A 15,868-nucleotide genomic window follows, 5' to 3' on the forward strand; every position below is an offset into this window, starting at 1 on the left:
CTCATTGAAAGTTAGGGAGCCTGAGTTTGGTTTCTCGCTTTTTATTCCATGCATTACGTAGTACTTCAAGCATTACTTAGTATTTCGAGCATTAGAACATTCATTCATTTATTCACCTATTGAATAGACAAAAAGAGTAAAACATTCACAACGCACCAATAATGAACACTATTTTTCAACACACCTAGATAAAAACAGCAAATCGCACCAAAAAAAGGCACCAACACATTAAGACAAAGCATTTCTTCACTAGCTTTGATTTTTCAAACCTGATTTAGTCTACTAAATCTAAGCCTCCCTCTCTCAACGATACTTAAATTTCAACATTTATAGATATTGGAATATTTATTGCTATCTATCCTAAATTAATCTGTTTTAAACAAGGATAGACCCAAATTAATGAGCCCGATTTTAGCGACGACCTTAGAGGCAAGTTCTATTCAAACAGAACCCAAAGCCAAGCTTACTGGGAGCCAATGGCACGCATTTCTACATCTTAATTTAGCGTTAACAGAGAGAGGCGTTGTACTCAAACACAGCGAGCATAAAGGGCCACTTTATATCCAAAAGCCCTTTTACCCTGAAGGTAGACAAGTCGCACACTTATACATATTACATCCCCCAGGCGGCTTAGTGTCTGGGGACCAACTCACATTAGAGTGCAGACAAGAAAAGCAAACTCATACGTTAATCACCACTCCAGGTGCTGGTCGAGTATACAAGGCAAGAAAAGATAAAAGTTTGCAATCACAATCTAATCACTTTCACTTAAATGAGAATGCAAAATTAGAATGGCTGCCACAAGAAACCATCCTTTTTCCAGATGTTAAAGCGAAACTAACAACACAAATCGACCTTGCCAAAGGCGCTCAAGTTATTGCTTGGGAGATAACATGTTTTGGCTTACCGGCAAGTCAGCAGACCTTTGAAAAAGGAGAGTTAGATCAAACGCTCGAAATACGCCAACAGGGCCGGATCAAATTACGAGAACGCATCCTTATCAATCAGAAAAAATTGAGTTTATTAACTCAACTAGCAGGGCTAAATCAGCAAACCGTCAATGGGCTTATGGTTGCCGGTCCTTTTGAGCAATCAAACGGCCACCAACAAGATTCCACACTTGAAAGCCTGATAGACAGCTTACAAAAAAGCTGTGAAGAGATTAATCAGTGCCAAGATACCCGTGCAATGGCCAGCGTGAGCTTAACTGGAAATTTCCTATTGATTCGTTATCTGGGCCAATCATCGGAACAAGCCAAACAAATGTATCTGGCGTGTTGGCAAAAAGTCCGCCCTTTACTACTTAAACGTGACGTTTGTATACCCCGAATTTGGGCGACATAAAAGGAATATAAGATGGAATTATTACCAAGAGAAAAAGATAAGCTGCTTGTTTTTACCGCCGCTTTATTAGCTGAAAGACGCCTCAATAGAGGATTGAAATTAAATTACCCTGAGGCCATGGCCTATCTCACCATGGAGATTATTGAGGGTGCAAGAGATGGTAAAACCGTGGCTCAGCTTATGAGTTATGGCAAAACCCTACTTAATGCTGAACAGGTTATGGATGGGGTCATTGAGCTTATTCAAGAAGTACAGGTTGAGGCTACTTTTCCGGATGGAACCAAGTTAGTCACTGTACATAACCCAATAAATTAATACCTCATTAAGGAAAGCAGATGACATCTACACATACTATGATTCCTGGCGAAATTAGAGTCGCTTCTGGTGATATCAAGCTTAATGAAGGCCGCAATAAAATTAAAATCACGGTACAAAACACCGGAGATAGACCCGTACAAATTGGTTCTCACTACCATTTCTACGAGGTTAACCCTGCGCTTTCTTTTGAACGAGAAGTGACTAAAGGCTATCGCCTAAATATTGCATCTGGCACAGCGGTTCGCTTTGAGCCAAGTCAAGCCCGTAGCGTCGAGTTAGTTGAATACGCGGGCAGTCAGACCATTTATGGTTTTCGCGGTGAAATAATGGGGCCTGTCACTGAGCACAAACAAACAATTCCCGACAGCGTTATTAGCCATCATCAAGTCACTATGGATAGAGAAAGTTATGCTCAGATGTTCGGCCCAACAACAGGTGATAAAGTCCGTTTAGGTAATACGGATATTTGGATACAGGTAGAAAAAGATTTTACTCAATATGGAGATGAAGTGAAATTTGGTGGCGGCAAAGTCATCCGAGATGGCATGGGTCAAAGCCAAGTAACTCGTAAAGACAGTATTGATTTAGTCATTACCAATGCCTTGATCTTAGATCATTGGGGTATCGTTAAAGCAGATGTCGGTATTAAAGATGGTCGTATTCACAAAGTAGGCAAAGCCGGTAATCCAGATATCCAAAATAATATTGATATTAATATCGGCCCAGGTACGGAAGTCATCGCTGGTGAAGGCTCAATCTTAACCGCTGGCGGTATTGATGCGCATATTCATTTTATCTGCCCGCAACAAATTGAAGAAGCACTAACCTCTGGTGTCACCACCATGATAGGAGGCGGTACTGGACCTGCCACAGGCACTAATGCAACCACAGTCACTCCCGGTCCTTGGTACATGCATAAGATGCTACAAGCAACGGACAGCATGCCGATGAATTTAGGCTTTTTAGGTAAAGGAAACGCAAGTTTACATGCAGCGTTAGAAGAACAATTAATAGCAGGTGCATGTGGCCTTAAATTACACGAGGATTGGGGCACCACGCCAGCCTCAATTGATAATTGTCTGAGTATGGCAGATAAATACGATGTACAAGTGGCAATACATACGGATACGTTAAACGAGTCTGGCTTTGTTGATTCCACTTTAGGTGCCTTTAAAAATCGAGTGATTCATACCTATCACACTGAAGGTGCTGGTGGGGGCCATGCTCCCGACATCATTCAAGCCTGCGCGCACCCAAATGTATTACCATCATCAACCAACCCGACAAGACCCTATACCCATAATACGGTAGACGAACATTTAGACATGTTGATGGTGTGCCATCACTTGGACGCTAATATTGCCGAAGATGTTGCCTTTGCAGATTCGCGTATTCGTAAAGAAACGATTGCTGCTGAAGATATCCTTCATGACCGTGGCGCTTTCAGTATGATCTCATCAGACTCTCAAGCAATGGGACGTGTGGGTGAAGTTATCACTCGGACTTGGCAGACTGCCCATAAAATGAAGCAACAATTTGGATATTTAAAAGAAGACAAAGAGCGTGAAGCTGATAATTATAGAGCACGTCGCTATATTGCAAAATACACAATCAACCCAGCAATTACTCATGGTATAGCCCATGAAGTAGGCTCTATAGAAGCCGGTAAGCTTGCCGATTTAATACTTTGGAAGCCCGCTTTTTTTGGCATTAAACCTTCTCTTATTATCAAAGGAGGCATGATAGCAAATGCACCTATGGGAGATCCAAATGCCTCAATTCCTACCCCGCAACCAGTGCATTACCGCCCTATGTTTGGCTCATTTGGTAAAGCGGGAGCCAAAACGTCCTTAACGTTTGTCTCCCAAGCAGCCTTAGACAATGGCATTGAGGAAGAGCTCAAGCTAGAGCGAAAATTGGTTGCCTGTAAAAACACCCGATCTATTAGCAAGAAAGACATGATACTTAATGATTGGCTTCCCAATATCAGTGTTGATTCTCAAACTTATGAAGTAAAGGCAGATAAGGAATTACTCACCTGTGAGCCATCTAATGAACTGCCTTTAGCACAATTGTATTGTCTATTTTAAGGATTTTAAGATGCTAGAAATTTATCAAAGGCTAGGCACCCACTGCCATCAGGATATTCATACTCAAATAGAGCTTAATCATGAACAAAGAAGTAAAGGACGGTTAAAGCTATTGGGTAAAAACGGGGAAGAAGTGCGGATTTTTTTAGAAAGAGGAAAGACGCTTGAAGTCGGTGAATACCTAAAATCTGAATGCGGCAAATATATCCAAGTCGCGGGTAAAATAGAAGCTGTCGCCCAAGCAGAATGCCAAGACTGGCATACCTTTAGTAAAGCCTGTTACCACCTTGGAAATCGACATGTCAAAATGCAAATAGGCGAACGCTGGTTGCGCATTACACCAGATCATGTGCTAGAGGAGATGTTACAAAATTTAGGACTGACACTGTCTCATAAAGAGGCCATTTTTGTCCCTGAATCTGGAGCGTATAAAGATGCTCACCACGGACACTAGCCTACTCAGACTCTTGCAGCTAAGCAGTGCTAGTCTGCCCGTTGGCGGTTATGCCTTCTCCCAAGGAATGGAGTTTGCTATTGAAGCAGGCTTACTCAAAAAAGAAGCAGATGTACATGGCTGGATCCAGTCTCAATTAGAGCATAACTTAAGCCAATTGGATCTAGCACTGTTACACCATGCCCTGACTGTTGCACGAGCAAAAGATTGGCCTGCTTTAAATGAACTTAACGACTTATCTTTAGCCTGTAGAGAAAGTAAAGAACTCAGGTTAACCGATACCGCAATGGGTGAAGCGTTAGCTCGACTATTAACGAGTTTAGAGATAGGGATTCCTTTTCAAAAAGGAGACGAAGTCAGTTTTGTCTGTTTATTTGCGATTGCATGTGCTCATTGGCAAATCGATTATCCTCTTGCGGCTCTAGGTTTTAGTTGGTCCTGGTTAGAAAACCAAGTTGCTGCGGCCACTAAGCTCGTTCCCTTAGGCCAAACACAAGCACAACAACTTTTAAGGGAGCTGCAAAGCGACATCCCCCATGCGATAAAGCAGGCTGAAAAGCTGACTATCGATGATATAGGCGCAGGCTTACCTATGGTTGCCATTTTAAGTGCTCGACATGAACAACAGTATTCAAGGTTATTTAGATCCTAAATCAGCCTAACAATAAATTTAACAAGGAAATAAAATGTCTACATCTAAAAAACAATGCTTAAGAATTGGCGTCGGTGGCCCAGTCGGATCGGGCAAAACCGCATTATTAAGATCATTATGCAGCGCCCTTAGGGAATACTATGACCTCGCCGTCGTCACCAATGATATTTACACCCAAGAAGATGCCAAATTCTTAACACATCATGAGGCCTTGTCAGCCGATAGAATCATTGGTGTAGAAACCGGCGGTTGTCCACATACTGCTATCCGTGAAGATGCGTCTATGAACCTTGCCGCAATAGATACCTTATTAGAGAGACATAAAACCCTAGATTTGGTTTTTGTCGAAAGCGGTGGGGATAATTTAAGTGCGACCTTTAGTCCTGAATTATCGGATTTAACAATCTATGTAATTGATGTCTCTGCTGGCGATAAGATTCCACGTAAGGGAGGCCCAGGTATTACAAAGTCCGACTTATTGATTATCAATAAAACCGATTTAGCACCGCTTGTTGGCGCTTCGCTCGAGGTCATGGATCAAGACGCTAAACGCATGCGAGGAGATAGACCCTTTGTTTTTGCCAACTTGAAAAAAGCCGAAGGTTTAGACGATATAATTCAATTCATCGTTGATCAAGGCATGTTAGAATCCAAAACAATTCCAGCAGCGAAAGCGGTTGTGTAATTTTAACCTCTCTTTAAATGGAGCACACTTTATGAGAAAGAGTCACTTTTTAGTGATAGCTGCCCTAGGCAGTTTAACCACAGGCGCATTCGCCCATTCAGGACATGATGCCAGTATGCCTTTTATGTCTGGTTTCCTTCACCCTATGATGGGATTTGATCACCTTATTGCTATGTTTGCTGTGGGTTTGTGGGGAGCACGCCTTGGGGGTAAAGCCATTTTTGCCGCACCTTTTGCCTTTGTTGCTACTATGATCATGGGCTTTAGTCTTGCGATTGCGGGCATGAACATTCCTTATATTGAGCAAGGCATCATCGCCTCTGTGATTTTTCTAGGTTTAGTATTAGCTTTCTCGGCACGACTACCTTTAGTATTTAGTAGTGGCTTGGTTGCCATCTTCGCTTTCTTCCATGGTGCAGCGCATGGTATGGAGCTTCCTTCCGATGCTCACGCAACCGGCTTTGCAATGGGATTTGCATTGGCATCAATTGCTTTCCATCTCGCTGGTGTTTTGTTTAACAAAGCAATTGCACCGCTTAATCAAATACTCGTTTCACGTATGACAGGCAGCTTAATTGCCTTATCAGGACTCTTCTTAGCATTAGGTGCTTAAAGCACTGATTCGCAAAAAATCCTCTACAAATCCATAATAATGCTGATTTTTTGAGCATTTTTATGGATTTTGTAAGCTTTGCTGGCTTCATTATCGACTCATAGATAAAATGACTACAGCTGAATTACCTCCCTAATTATTTTTCTTTGTTCAGCTTTATGACTGATTTGAAGAGATATGTATTATGAATCGTAAAGTTGAGAGTTCTATTTTAATTGTTGATGACGTTTCTTCTGTCAGGCAATTTCTCAAGCAAGCTCTACACCATTTGGGCACCTATGAAATCCATGATGCGGCGGATGCCAAACAAGCATTACGCACCATGACCTTCCTAAGACCGGATATCATTTTTTTAGATATTGATTTGCCTGATCAGCAAGGCATTACTCTCATTCCAAAGTTTTTACAGCAATCACCTAATACGACTATCGTCATGTTCTCTGCCAACAATACGGTGGAGAACATAGTTAAAGCCAAGAAGTTAGGCGCTAAAGGCTTTCTAGTGAAGCCTTTCACTCTTAATAAAATCGATTTTATTTTAAAAAAATACGGTAGGAAGCAGTAATCATGGCCTTTAATATTCTTGAGATTTTAACTAAATGCGAAAGGCGACTAAGCAAAAAAGCTAAACGTATAGAGATAGACCTTGAGATAACGGGCCAGAATATTTTCGCTCTTTGTGAAACAGATCAAAGTGATGAATGGCAACGCCTATTTATCGCAATCATCCAGCTACACATAGAATCTTACCAAGCAGGATCAAGCCGTTTACAATTTGAGCGACTAACCGAAAGCAATCAAGCACAGCTCATCATGAGCAATATTTCAGCGCCTCTAATTGATAGTGACAGCTACCAAAAACTTAACCAAACTAGCCAATTGATTGATCAAGTTCACTTAGAGTATATAAACAACCAACTTGAACTTAATTTTTCACTCGATTCACTCGCAGCACAATCTGAAAGCCGTATTAAACACATCTTATGTGCCGATGATAATCCAGATAATCGTCAGGTCATTAAAGCCTTACTGGAAAAAATGGGGCACAAGGTCAGCACAGCAGAAAATGGTCAATTAGCCCTAGAGGCGACTCTTGAGCAAGAGTTTGATTTAATTTTTCTCGATATTCAAATGCCAGTGATGGATGGTATGGAAGCGCTAGAATTAATGCGCTCTACCGCTTGCGAGACGCCTGTTATTGCCTTTACCGCACAGGTCTTTGACCATGAAGTCAGCCAATTGCTTGAGCTAGGCTTTAACGCTTGGCTAGCAAAGCCAATCGATAGGAAAAAATTAAACGAGATACTCGTTACCTATTTAGATAACCAAGCAGATAATCAAGACATCACCTTTGATGCAAAAGAGTTAGCCCAGATGAAAAAGAGCTATCAAGAAGGTTTAAACCAATATGTCATTGACCTGAAAGCTGCCGCACACGATATCGACATCAAGCAAATAGCACGTCTTGCCCACGCCCTAAAAGGCAGTGGGGGTAATTTTGGTTTTGATGATATTACTCAGGTAGCAGGCCAACTAGAACAAACCTGTTATAAATCCAATGAAGCCCTCCCTTCAGAACAACTTAACACCTTGTTAGATCTACTAAATAAGTACAAAATTTAACCAAAAAACACCTAAAATACTTAAAATCACGTCAAATTCTCTACAAAAGTTCAACAAATAAGAGCTATCCACTAGATAGATGTTGCTTAGTAGAGGCCCTTTTTGAAATAATCGCCACCCTGCACATTTTGCCCCCCATAAAGGGTGTTAATACAGACATGACATGTGGGTATGTCTCATGTTTGATTTAACTTTAGCTAATTTGCTGCAACCTAAAAAAGCTCATATAAAAAGATGAGATAACTGATAATAAGTTGAGATAACTATGCAAGAAAAGCAATCCATCCACGGCACCTGGGCGAGTCGTTGGATCTTCATTTTAGCGGCAACAGGTTCTGCCGTTGGTCTAGGTAACATTTGGAAATTCCCTTACATCACAGGTGAGAATGGCGGTGGCGCATTCGTTCTTATGTACCTTGTATGTATTTTATTTGTGGGCGTGCCAATTATGATGGCAGAAGTATTTATTGGCCGTCGTGCACGTAAGAGCCCCATTAATGCCATTACTGAATTAGCTAAAGAAGCGAAACAATCAACCAAATGGTCAATCCTAGGTTTGATGGGCATGCTAGCTGGCGTAATGATTTTCTCTTTCTACTCTGTTGTAGCGGGTTGGGTTCTTCATTATATCGCCCTAATGGGAAGCGGTGTGTTTGTTGGTGCAAGCTCTGAAAAGGCCGGAGAAATCTTCAACGGTTTGCTAGGCGATCCAAAAACCATGCTTCTTTGGCACACGGTGTTTGCCATTATGACCGTTGTGGTTGTAATTGGTGGTGTGAATAAAGGTCTAGAACGTGCGACACGTATCTTGATGCCTGCACTGTTCGTCTTGCTTCTTATACTACTAGGCTACTCAGCAACAACAGATGGTTTCGCTGAAGGCTTTGACTTCATGTTCCATTTCGATGCGAGTGAGCTATCTTGGGATGCGGTACTAATTGCTCTTGGCCACTCTTTCTTTACCTTATCTCTAGGTATGGGAACTATCATGGCTTACGGTGCTTATATGCCGAAAAAAGCCTCTATCGGTAATACAGTGATTACGATTGCAGTGCTTGATACGGTTGTTGCTTTGATTGCCGGTCTAGCGATTTTCCCAATCATTTTTGCTAACAATATGGACCCAGGTGCAGGCCCAGGTCTGATGTTTGTCAGCTTACCAGTTGCCTTCGGACAAATGCCTGGTGGTCAGATCTTTGGCTTCATGTTCTTCCTACTAGTGGGTGTAGCAGCATGGACATCAGCTATTTCGCTACTTGAGCCAACAGTTGCTTACCTAGTTGAAAAACTAAAATGGTCTCGTGTGAAAGCGTCGATCATTCTTGGTGTGATTGTTTGGGCGATTGGTATTTCTTGCCTACTAGCCTTTAACGAATGGTCTGAGTTCAAACTCTTCGGTAAAAATATGTTTGACTTACTTGATTATGCAACCGCAAACATCATGCTACCGCTAGGTGGTATTTTAACTGCACTCTTTGCTGGTTGGGTTGTATCTAAGAAAGTCAGCCTTGAAGAAACAGCAATCTCTGAAAGCCTTCATACCCTATGGATGTTTACAGTTCGCTTCGTAGCACCTATTGCTGTCAGCATCGTATTTGTTTTAAACCTTAAATAAATACTTTCAGCTAAAAAAAGCCCCCGCCTTACGCCAGGCTGGGGCTTTTTTATGTCTTTTAGAAGAGGTGACTTAATCGCAGTTTCCTCAAGATATCATTGCTTATGTTAAAAACTATTTCATGGCGTAGCTTTCATAGCTTTGTAGTAACACATCTATTAAGCCATCAAAAAATGATTGGGTTATGCTGTTAGTTTCTAGATTAGATTTTAATGGTTCCATCATCATTCGCTCCAACTCCTGCTTGTGTTTTTTAATACTAGTCGAGAAAATCACACAGTGATAATGCATTCTATTAATCGTCTTGATAGTTATTTACGGCAGAAGCTAGCCAGCGGGCAGAAGAAAACACTTTCAAAAATAATTAAATGCTATTTACATTTTAATGACATTTGAATAAATTTAGTTATGACTATAATGTTTTGAGATCTAATCATTAGAGCTAAATGCTCTAGTAACTACTAAATACCTATTGCACCGTTCGCACAAAACCCTATAATCCGCGAACTATTTTTAACACTCACCTTTAAGTTGTATAGAAAGTAATTATGCCTGATTCACAACAATTACATGATGTGCTTATTAACTTACGCCGCGTAATTAGAGCAACTGATTTGCAGTCTAAGCGAGTTGTCAAAAAGTGTGGTCTAACCATACCGCAGATAATGGTGTTAAGTGCTATCCATGAACTAGGCGATGTCACGGTAAAACGCATTTCTGACAATGTCTCCCTAAGCCAAGCAACAGTAACAACTATCCTAAACCGCTTAGAAGACAGGGTGTTAGTAGAGCGGGTTCGAGCGCAAAAAGACAAGCGCATCGTAAATGCGCGCCTTACAGAGGAAGGACGCACCATGCTGGACAATGCCCCACCACTTTTAAATGAGAAATTTATTGATCGTTTTGAAGACTTAGAAAGCTGGGAAAAAAACCAAATCCTTTCTACCCTACAAAGAATTGCTAGCATGATGGATGCAGAAAATATCGACACAGCCCCACTAAGTGAAGTTTCAAGCGACACTTTTTAATAGCATTTCTCTTTTTTTAGTTCAATAAAAAAGCCCTTATTTTTAAGGGCTTTTTTTATTTGATCAAAACTTACCCAATCACGACTAACCTTTAACAAACAACGCCTTGCCCGTTTACTGAATTCATTTGCGCACTAATAATTAGAGATGTAAACTATTCAATGTTTTGAACACTAATCATCTCCTTAAATAGAACAACTAAACAAGAAAGGTACCCCTCTATGCATAAACAAACTTTTGTCGCTGGAGCTATGGTCTTATTAAGTTCTGCTAGTTTTGCTGCTGATTCATGCGGTCAAGTAACCATTGCTGATATGAATTGGAATTCAGCATCCTTGATGGCCAATATTGATAAATACATCCTCGAAGAAGGTTATGGTTGCGAAATCGAACTGATTCCTGGTGACACCATGCCAACAGGCGCGTCCATGATAGAAAAAGGCGAACCTGATGTAGCTCCTGAAATGTGGAGTAACGCTATGCGTGATGCACTACAAAAAGGTGTTGATGATAAACGTTTACGCTTTGCTGGTAGTTCATTATCCGATGGTGGCGAAGAAGGTTTTTGGGTACCTAAATACCTAGTCGAAATGGACAGCTCATTAGCAACCATTGATGGCATCCTGAAAAACCCTCAACTATTCAAACACCCTGAAGACGATAGCCTAGGCGCATTATACAGCTGCCCAGCTGGCTGGAACTGCCAAATCTCAACCCAAAACCTTTATGTTGCATTAGGCATGGAAGAAGCAGGCTTTGATATTATTGATCCTGGTTCTTCTGCTGGCTTATCTGGTTCGATTGCTCGTGCTTATGAGCGTGGACAAGGTTGGTTAGGCTATTACTGGGCACCAACGGCTGTACTAGGTAAGTACGAAATGGTGAAAGTGGACTTTGGTTCTGGCATCGATGAAGAGCACTTTACCACTTGTTTAACCCAAGAAGACTGTCTTGATCCTCGCCCTAGCATGTGGCCGCCTGCACCTGTAAAAACTATGACAACAGAAAGCTTTGCGACACGTGAACCTGCTGCATATGATTACTTCACTAAACGTTCTTTTACCAACAACAAAATGAATGTTTTGTTAGCTTGGATGGAGTTCAACCAAGCTGATGGTGAGATTGCTGCTGAGTATTTCTTGAAGAACAATGAAGAAATGTGGACCAATTGGGTGTCTGCTGACGTTGCCGCAAAAATTAAAGCGTCTCTAAATTAATACTTTCTCGGTACATTAGTTATCCCCCTATCTAATTTAAATTAGATAGGGGTTTTCTTAAGATTTTTTGCAACACGAATAACGGGGTGACATTCACTATGTCAGATACTTCTTGGTTAAGTAAGTTTCCACAACTAGAACGTGGCGATCTGATTGCCATACGAAAAACACTCGATGGCGCTTATAGGGAATTCTCTCGCAATTATGGCGACACAATTGAAAGCCTTTTTGATCCTTTACTAACATTTTTAATTTGGTTTGAAAAACTCCTTATTGCTTCTCCTTGGTGGCTTACCATTGGCGTGATTCTAGCTATCGTATACGGAGCGAGCCGCTCTTGGAAACTTTGCACCGGTGTTTTAGCATCCCTACTGGCAATTGGTATTTTGGGAATGTGGGATGACACCATGCGTACCCTGAGTATTATTACAGTCTGTACCTTACTCTCCATTGGCATAGGTATTCCTACAGGCATTCTGATGTCTCGCTCAAATAGAGCACAAGCTATCGTAACCCCCATACTTGATGTAATGCAGACCATGCCTGCATTCGTTTATTTAATCCCTGTCGTTATGCTACTTGGGATAGGTAAAATCCCAGGCGTTATCGCAGTCATTATTTATGCGGTTCCACCTGTCATTCGCTTAACTAACTTAGGTATTCGCCTAGTAAACAAAGAAACATTAGAAGCCGCTACCGCCTTTGGTGCGACGGCAAAACAACGTTTATTCGGTATTCAACTGCCTCTTGCCATGCCAACTATTATGGCAGGCATTAACCAAACAATTATGATGGCACTTGCCATGGTTGTGGTGGCATCTATGATAGGTGTAAAAGGTTTGGGGCAACCCGTTCTTAAGTCAATCACCAACCAGTATTTTACTTTAGGTCTTTTCAATGGTCTGGCAATTGTTGCCTTGGCAATCATATTTGACCGAGTATCTCAGACTTATGCAAAACGCACTCAAAAACACCTTGGAGGCATGAATAATGACTAGTTTAAATAAGGCCTCTACTGATTTAGAAACCCTGATTGAGATTAGTGGTTTGTATCAGGTATTTGGCAACAAAGCCAAGTCTGTACTCCCTATGGTAAAAGCAGGTAAAAGCAAAGATGAAGTCCTTGCTGAAACAGGACACACTGTTGGCTTAAGAGACATTAACCTAGATGTAAAACGAGGTGAGATTTTCGTTATCATGGGATTATCTGGTTCAGGTAAGTCCACCATGATTCGACACTTTAACCGCCTGATTGACCCAACTGAAGGTCAAATCAAGGTTGAAGGTGAAGACATCATGCAATTATCTGACGAAGAACTGATTCAGTTTCGCCGTCACAAGATGTCCATGGTATTTCAGCACTTTGGTTTAATGCCACACCGTACCGTGTTGGACAATGTTGCCTATGGTCTTGCTATACAAAATGTGGATAAAAAAGAACGTCTTGCAAGTGCGAATCAATGGCTAGAAACGGTTGGACTCGCAGGTTACGGAGATCAATATCCGGCTCAATTATCAGGGGGCCAACAACAAAGGGTTGGCCTGGCAAGAGCCTTGTGCACAAATGCGGAAATCCTGCTAATGGATGAAGCATTTTCAGCTCTTGACCCGCTAATTCGTAGTGAAATGCAAGATCAACTGATTGAGCTTCAAGCTAAATTGAAAAAAACCATCATCTTTATCACCCATGATTTAGATGAAGCGCTACGTATCGGTGATCGTATTGCTATCTTAAAAGATGGCATTCTTTCTCAAGTAGGTAAACCTGTTGATATTCTTCTTCATCCAGCTGATGACTATGTCGAAGCTTTTGTTAAAGACGTTAACCGAGCTCGTGCATTAAATACGCAAACTCTGATGCAAGATATAGGTAATATCTTAGGTTCTCAAAGTGTTGAATCTGCAATTCATTCATTGAATGAAAATCAACAGGAATATGGATTTGTTAGCAACCAAGATGGGTATCAAGGAGTCGTCACTCGCGTACAACTAGAACAAGTTGCTGCTAACGACAATGCCATGGATATTTGTTGTGATGAACTATTGATTAAAGTTCCTAGCGTATCTCCTGATCAATCTTTGCAATCAGCCATTCCTGAAGCTTTAGGTCATAACTTTGCACTCCCTGTGACCTGTGAAGAAGGCAAGTTGGTTGGCAGTATTCCAAGATCAGAAATAGCTCAAGTGCTAGAGTCCTAATCTAGCCAAAGCCAGCTCAGGTTAGTAAGACACTAACCTGAGCTTGATTTATCCAAACTATCCCTTCAAATATCAGCCTTTTCTTAAGAACTGAATACTAATTCTTCATCTAAACTTTAATTCGCTTATAATAATCTATTAGAACAAGCAGTCACTCTCATACCGCATCTATTTTTAGGCCAGCATACACGAGGGAAAGTTATGGATAATCCAGCATTAGAACCAAGACACAATTGGCGTGTGCTACTCCAATTAAGAGCCATTGCCATCATGGGGCAAGCGATTTGTGTTCTGATTATTTTTCTCTTTTTCGATACGGTTGAAAACACCGCATTAATGGCGGCTATCATTGCTGTCTATGCCTTAATTAACGGCATTTTATGGGTTCAGCTTCGCAACCCAGAATTACCAGGTAACAAATCATATCTATTCCAAATCCTGCTCGATATTGCTGAGCTCAGCGCCATATTTTATTTGAGTGGCGGCACGGATAACCCTTTCATTTTTTACTTCCTTGTTCCCTTAAGTATTTCGGCTGTTGTTTTGCCCTTAAGCCACGTTGTTTGTGTGGCGGTGAGTGCCATTATAGCTTTCAGTTTTTTGAGTGTTTACAACTTACCCTTACCAGAATTTACTGAAAAAAGTTTAAACCTAACCCTGTCACACTTTGCGCTTTGGTTTAATTTCGCCATGTGCTGTATTTTTATTACTGGCTTTATTACCCATATCGTAGGTTATATGAGAAAGCAGCAAAGTTGGCTTTCAGATAGCCGTGAACATCTACTTCAAGACGAACAGATTTTGGCCATAGCAACCCATGCTGCAGGAACAGCCCATGAGCTAGGAACGCCACTTAACAGTATGAAGTTAATTATTGAAGAGCTCCTATTAGATATAAAAGACAACGAAACAGCACATAAAGATGTTCAACAATTAAAAACTCAACTAGATAATTGCACGCAAATCCTGCGCAACTTGTCTGAAGAGGCGCGTATTAATGAACATTGGCATAATGACATTACTGACGCGACTCAATATATGGAAAAAGTATTAGATAAATGGCGAATTTTAAGGCCTGATGTCAGCTTAAACTATCAAGTAAAAGCAGGAGCGTCCCCTTTTATTAAAGTAGATCCCACTTTAGATCAGGCTTTTTTAAATTTATTAAACAATGCTGCTGATGCAAACCCAAATGCCATTGAAATTAAAGCAAAGTGGAATCTTGAAGAGTTCATTCTCACCATAAAAGATCACGGGGCTGGCATATCAAATCAGGTACTTGAAAGGCTGGGACAAAAGCTAACAACGACAAAAGATGGAATGGGGATCGGTTTCTTCCTATCCAATGCCTCTGTTGCAAGACGCGGCGGTACGGTTGCGCTATACCCAGTAGAAGAAGGTGGAACCCTAACTCGTATCACCATCCCTTTTGCCGAAAAACAAACCTAGCAACGGAAAAAAATTACTACGATGAATACTAAGCTGTTAATAATTGATGATGACGATGTACTCACTTCCACCCTTAAGCGGGCAATGGAAAGGCGAGGACTTCTTGTCTCTACAGCGATGAATGGCGCTGAAGCTTATGCTTTATTAGAAAAAGAAAGTTTTACCTACGCCACCCTTGATTTAAAACTAGAACACGAGTCTGGCCTTGGCATACTGACGCAACTTCTCAGTATTCAGCCAGACTTAAAAGTCGTGGTTCTAACGGGATATGCCAGTATCCCAACCACGGTCGAAGCTATTAAACGTGGCGCTCAAGACTATCTGTGCAAACCCGCCTCTGGTGATGATATTTATGCAGCCTTGCTTGGTAACAAAACTGAAGAAGTAAGTATCGCAACCAAACCTTTATCCGTTGACCGTATGGAGTGGGAGCACATTCACAGAGTAATGGCAGAAAATAATGGCAATATTTCAGCCACTGCAAGGGCGCTAGGTATGCATAGACGCACCTTACAGCGAAAACTCCAAAAACATCCAGCCACTCATTAATAGGCGGCAAAAAGGTGACGCGAATAAGCCTT

At 41.3% G+C, this 15,868-nt stretch carries 16 protein-coding genes; all 16 read left to right on the plus strand.

Features of this window, described 5'->3' with window-relative positions; genetic code table 11:
- The first annotated feature begins 399 nt into the window (after positions 1-399).
- Positions 400-1,344 (plus strand): urease accessory protein UreD, encoded by a 945-nt coding sequence (locus tag MED121_RS06295; protein ID WP_009832798.1) that lies wholly within the window; start codon positions 400-402, stop codon positions 1,342-1,344.
- Positions 1,345-1,356: 12 nt separating this feature from the next.
- Positions 1,357-1,659 carry an urease subunit gamma gene (locus MED121_RS06300; RefSeq protein WP_009832799.1) on the plus strand — a complete coding sequence of 101 codons (303 nt, stop codon included), beginning with the start codon at positions 1,357-1,359 and terminating at the stop codon, positions 1,657-1,659.
- A gap of 20 nt (positions 1,660-1,679) precedes the next feature.
- Complete coding sequence (gene ureC, locus MED121_RS06305; protein WP_116371562.1) at positions 1,680-3,752, plus strand: urease subunit alpha; 2,073 nt, start codon at positions 1,680-1,682, stop codon at positions 3,750-3,752.
- Positions 3,753-3,762: 10 nt separating this feature from the next.
- Complete coding sequence (gene ureE, locus MED121_RS06310) at positions 3,763-4,206, plus strand: urease accessory protein UreE (protein WP_009832801.1); 444 nt, start codon at positions 3,763-3,765, stop codon at positions 4,204-4,206.
- Positions 4,187-4,858 carry an urease accessory UreF family protein gene (locus MED121_RS06315; RefSeq protein WP_036178846.1) on the plus strand — a complete coding sequence of 224 codons (672 nt, stop codon included), beginning with the start codon at positions 4,187-4,189 and terminating at the stop codon, positions 4,856-4,858. The genes ureE and MED121_RS06315 overlap by 20 nt, the downstream gene beginning before the upstream one ends.
- Before the next feature lie 34 nt (positions 4,859-4,892).
- Positions 4,893-5,543: an urease accessory protein UreG gene (gene ureG, locus MED121_RS06320; RefSeq protein ID WP_009832803.1), complete on the plus strand. Its 651-nt coding sequence runs from the start codon at positions 4,893-4,895 to the stop codon at positions 5,541-5,543.
- 31 nt (positions 5,544-5,574) lie between these two features.
- Positions 5,575-6,156, plus strand: coding sequence for a HupE/UreJ family protein (locus MED121_RS06325; RefSeq protein WP_009832804.1), 582 nt, complete (start codon positions 5,575-5,577; stop codon positions 6,154-6,156).
- 184 nt (positions 6,157-6,340) lie between these two features.
- On the plus strand, positions 6,341-6,721 hold the full coding sequence (locus MED121_RS06330) for a response regulator (protein ID WP_009832805.1): 381 nt from the start codon (positions 6,341-6,343) through the stop codon (positions 6,719-6,721).
- 2 nt (positions 6,722-6,723) lie between these two features.
- The gene (locus MED121_RS06335; protein WP_009832806.1) at positions 6,724-7,779 is read left to right on the plus strand and encodes a response regulator; all 1,056 of its coding nucleotides are present in this window, start codon (positions 6,724-6,726) and stop codon (positions 7,777-7,779) included.
- A gap of 265 nt (positions 7,780-8,044) precedes the next feature.
- Positions 8,045-9,394, plus strand: a complete 1,350-nt coding sequence (locus MED121_RS06340) for a sodium-dependent transporter (RefSeq protein WP_009832807.1) — start codon at positions 8,045-8,047, stop codon at positions 9,392-9,394.
- A 548-nt stretch (positions 9,395-9,942) separates the two neighbouring features.
- Positions 9,943-10,422: a MarR family transcriptional regulator gene (locus tag MED121_RS06345; RefSeq protein WP_009832809.1), complete on the plus strand. Its 480-nt coding sequence runs from the start codon at positions 9,943-9,945 to the stop codon at positions 10,420-10,422.
- Between the two features lie 221 nt (positions 10,423-10,643).
- Positions 10,644-11,639 (plus strand): ABC transporter substrate-binding protein, encoded by a 996-nt coding sequence (locus tag MED121_RS06350; RefSeq protein ID WP_009832811.1) that lies wholly within the window; start codon positions 10,644-10,646, stop codon positions 11,637-11,639.
- Between the two features lie 98 nt (positions 11,640-11,737).
- A complete protein-coding gene (locus tag MED121_RS06355; protein ID WP_009832812.1) occupies positions 11,738-12,637 on the plus strand; it encodes a proline/glycine betaine ABC transporter permease in 900 nt (299 codons plus the stop codon).
- Positions 12,630-13,838, plus strand: coding sequence for a glycine betaine/L-proline ABC transporter ATP-binding protein (locus MED121_RS06360; protein ID WP_009832813.1), 1,209 nt, complete (start codon positions 12,630-12,632; stop codon positions 13,836-13,838). Before MED121_RS06355 ends, MED121_RS06360 begins: the two co-directional genes overlap by 8 nt.
- Positions 13,839-14,039: 201 nt before the next feature.
- Entirely contained in the window at positions 14,040-15,287 is a 1,248-nt protein-coding gene (locus MED121_RS06365; RefSeq protein WP_009832814.1) for an ATP-binding protein, read from the plus strand.
- Positions 15,288-15,308: 21 nt separating this feature from the next.
- Positions 15,309-15,836: a response regulator transcription factor gene (locus MED121_RS06370; protein WP_009832815.1), complete on the plus strand. Its 528-nt coding sequence runs from the start codon at positions 15,309-15,311 to the stop codon at positions 15,834-15,836.
- Positions 15,837-15,868: the final 32 nt, after the last annotated feature.

The sequence above is a fragment of the Marinomonas sp. MED121 genome (genome assembly GCF_000153025.1).
Taxonomy (GTDB): Bacteria; Pseudomonadota; Gammaproteobacteria; order Pseudomonadales; family Marinomonadaceae; genus Marinomonas.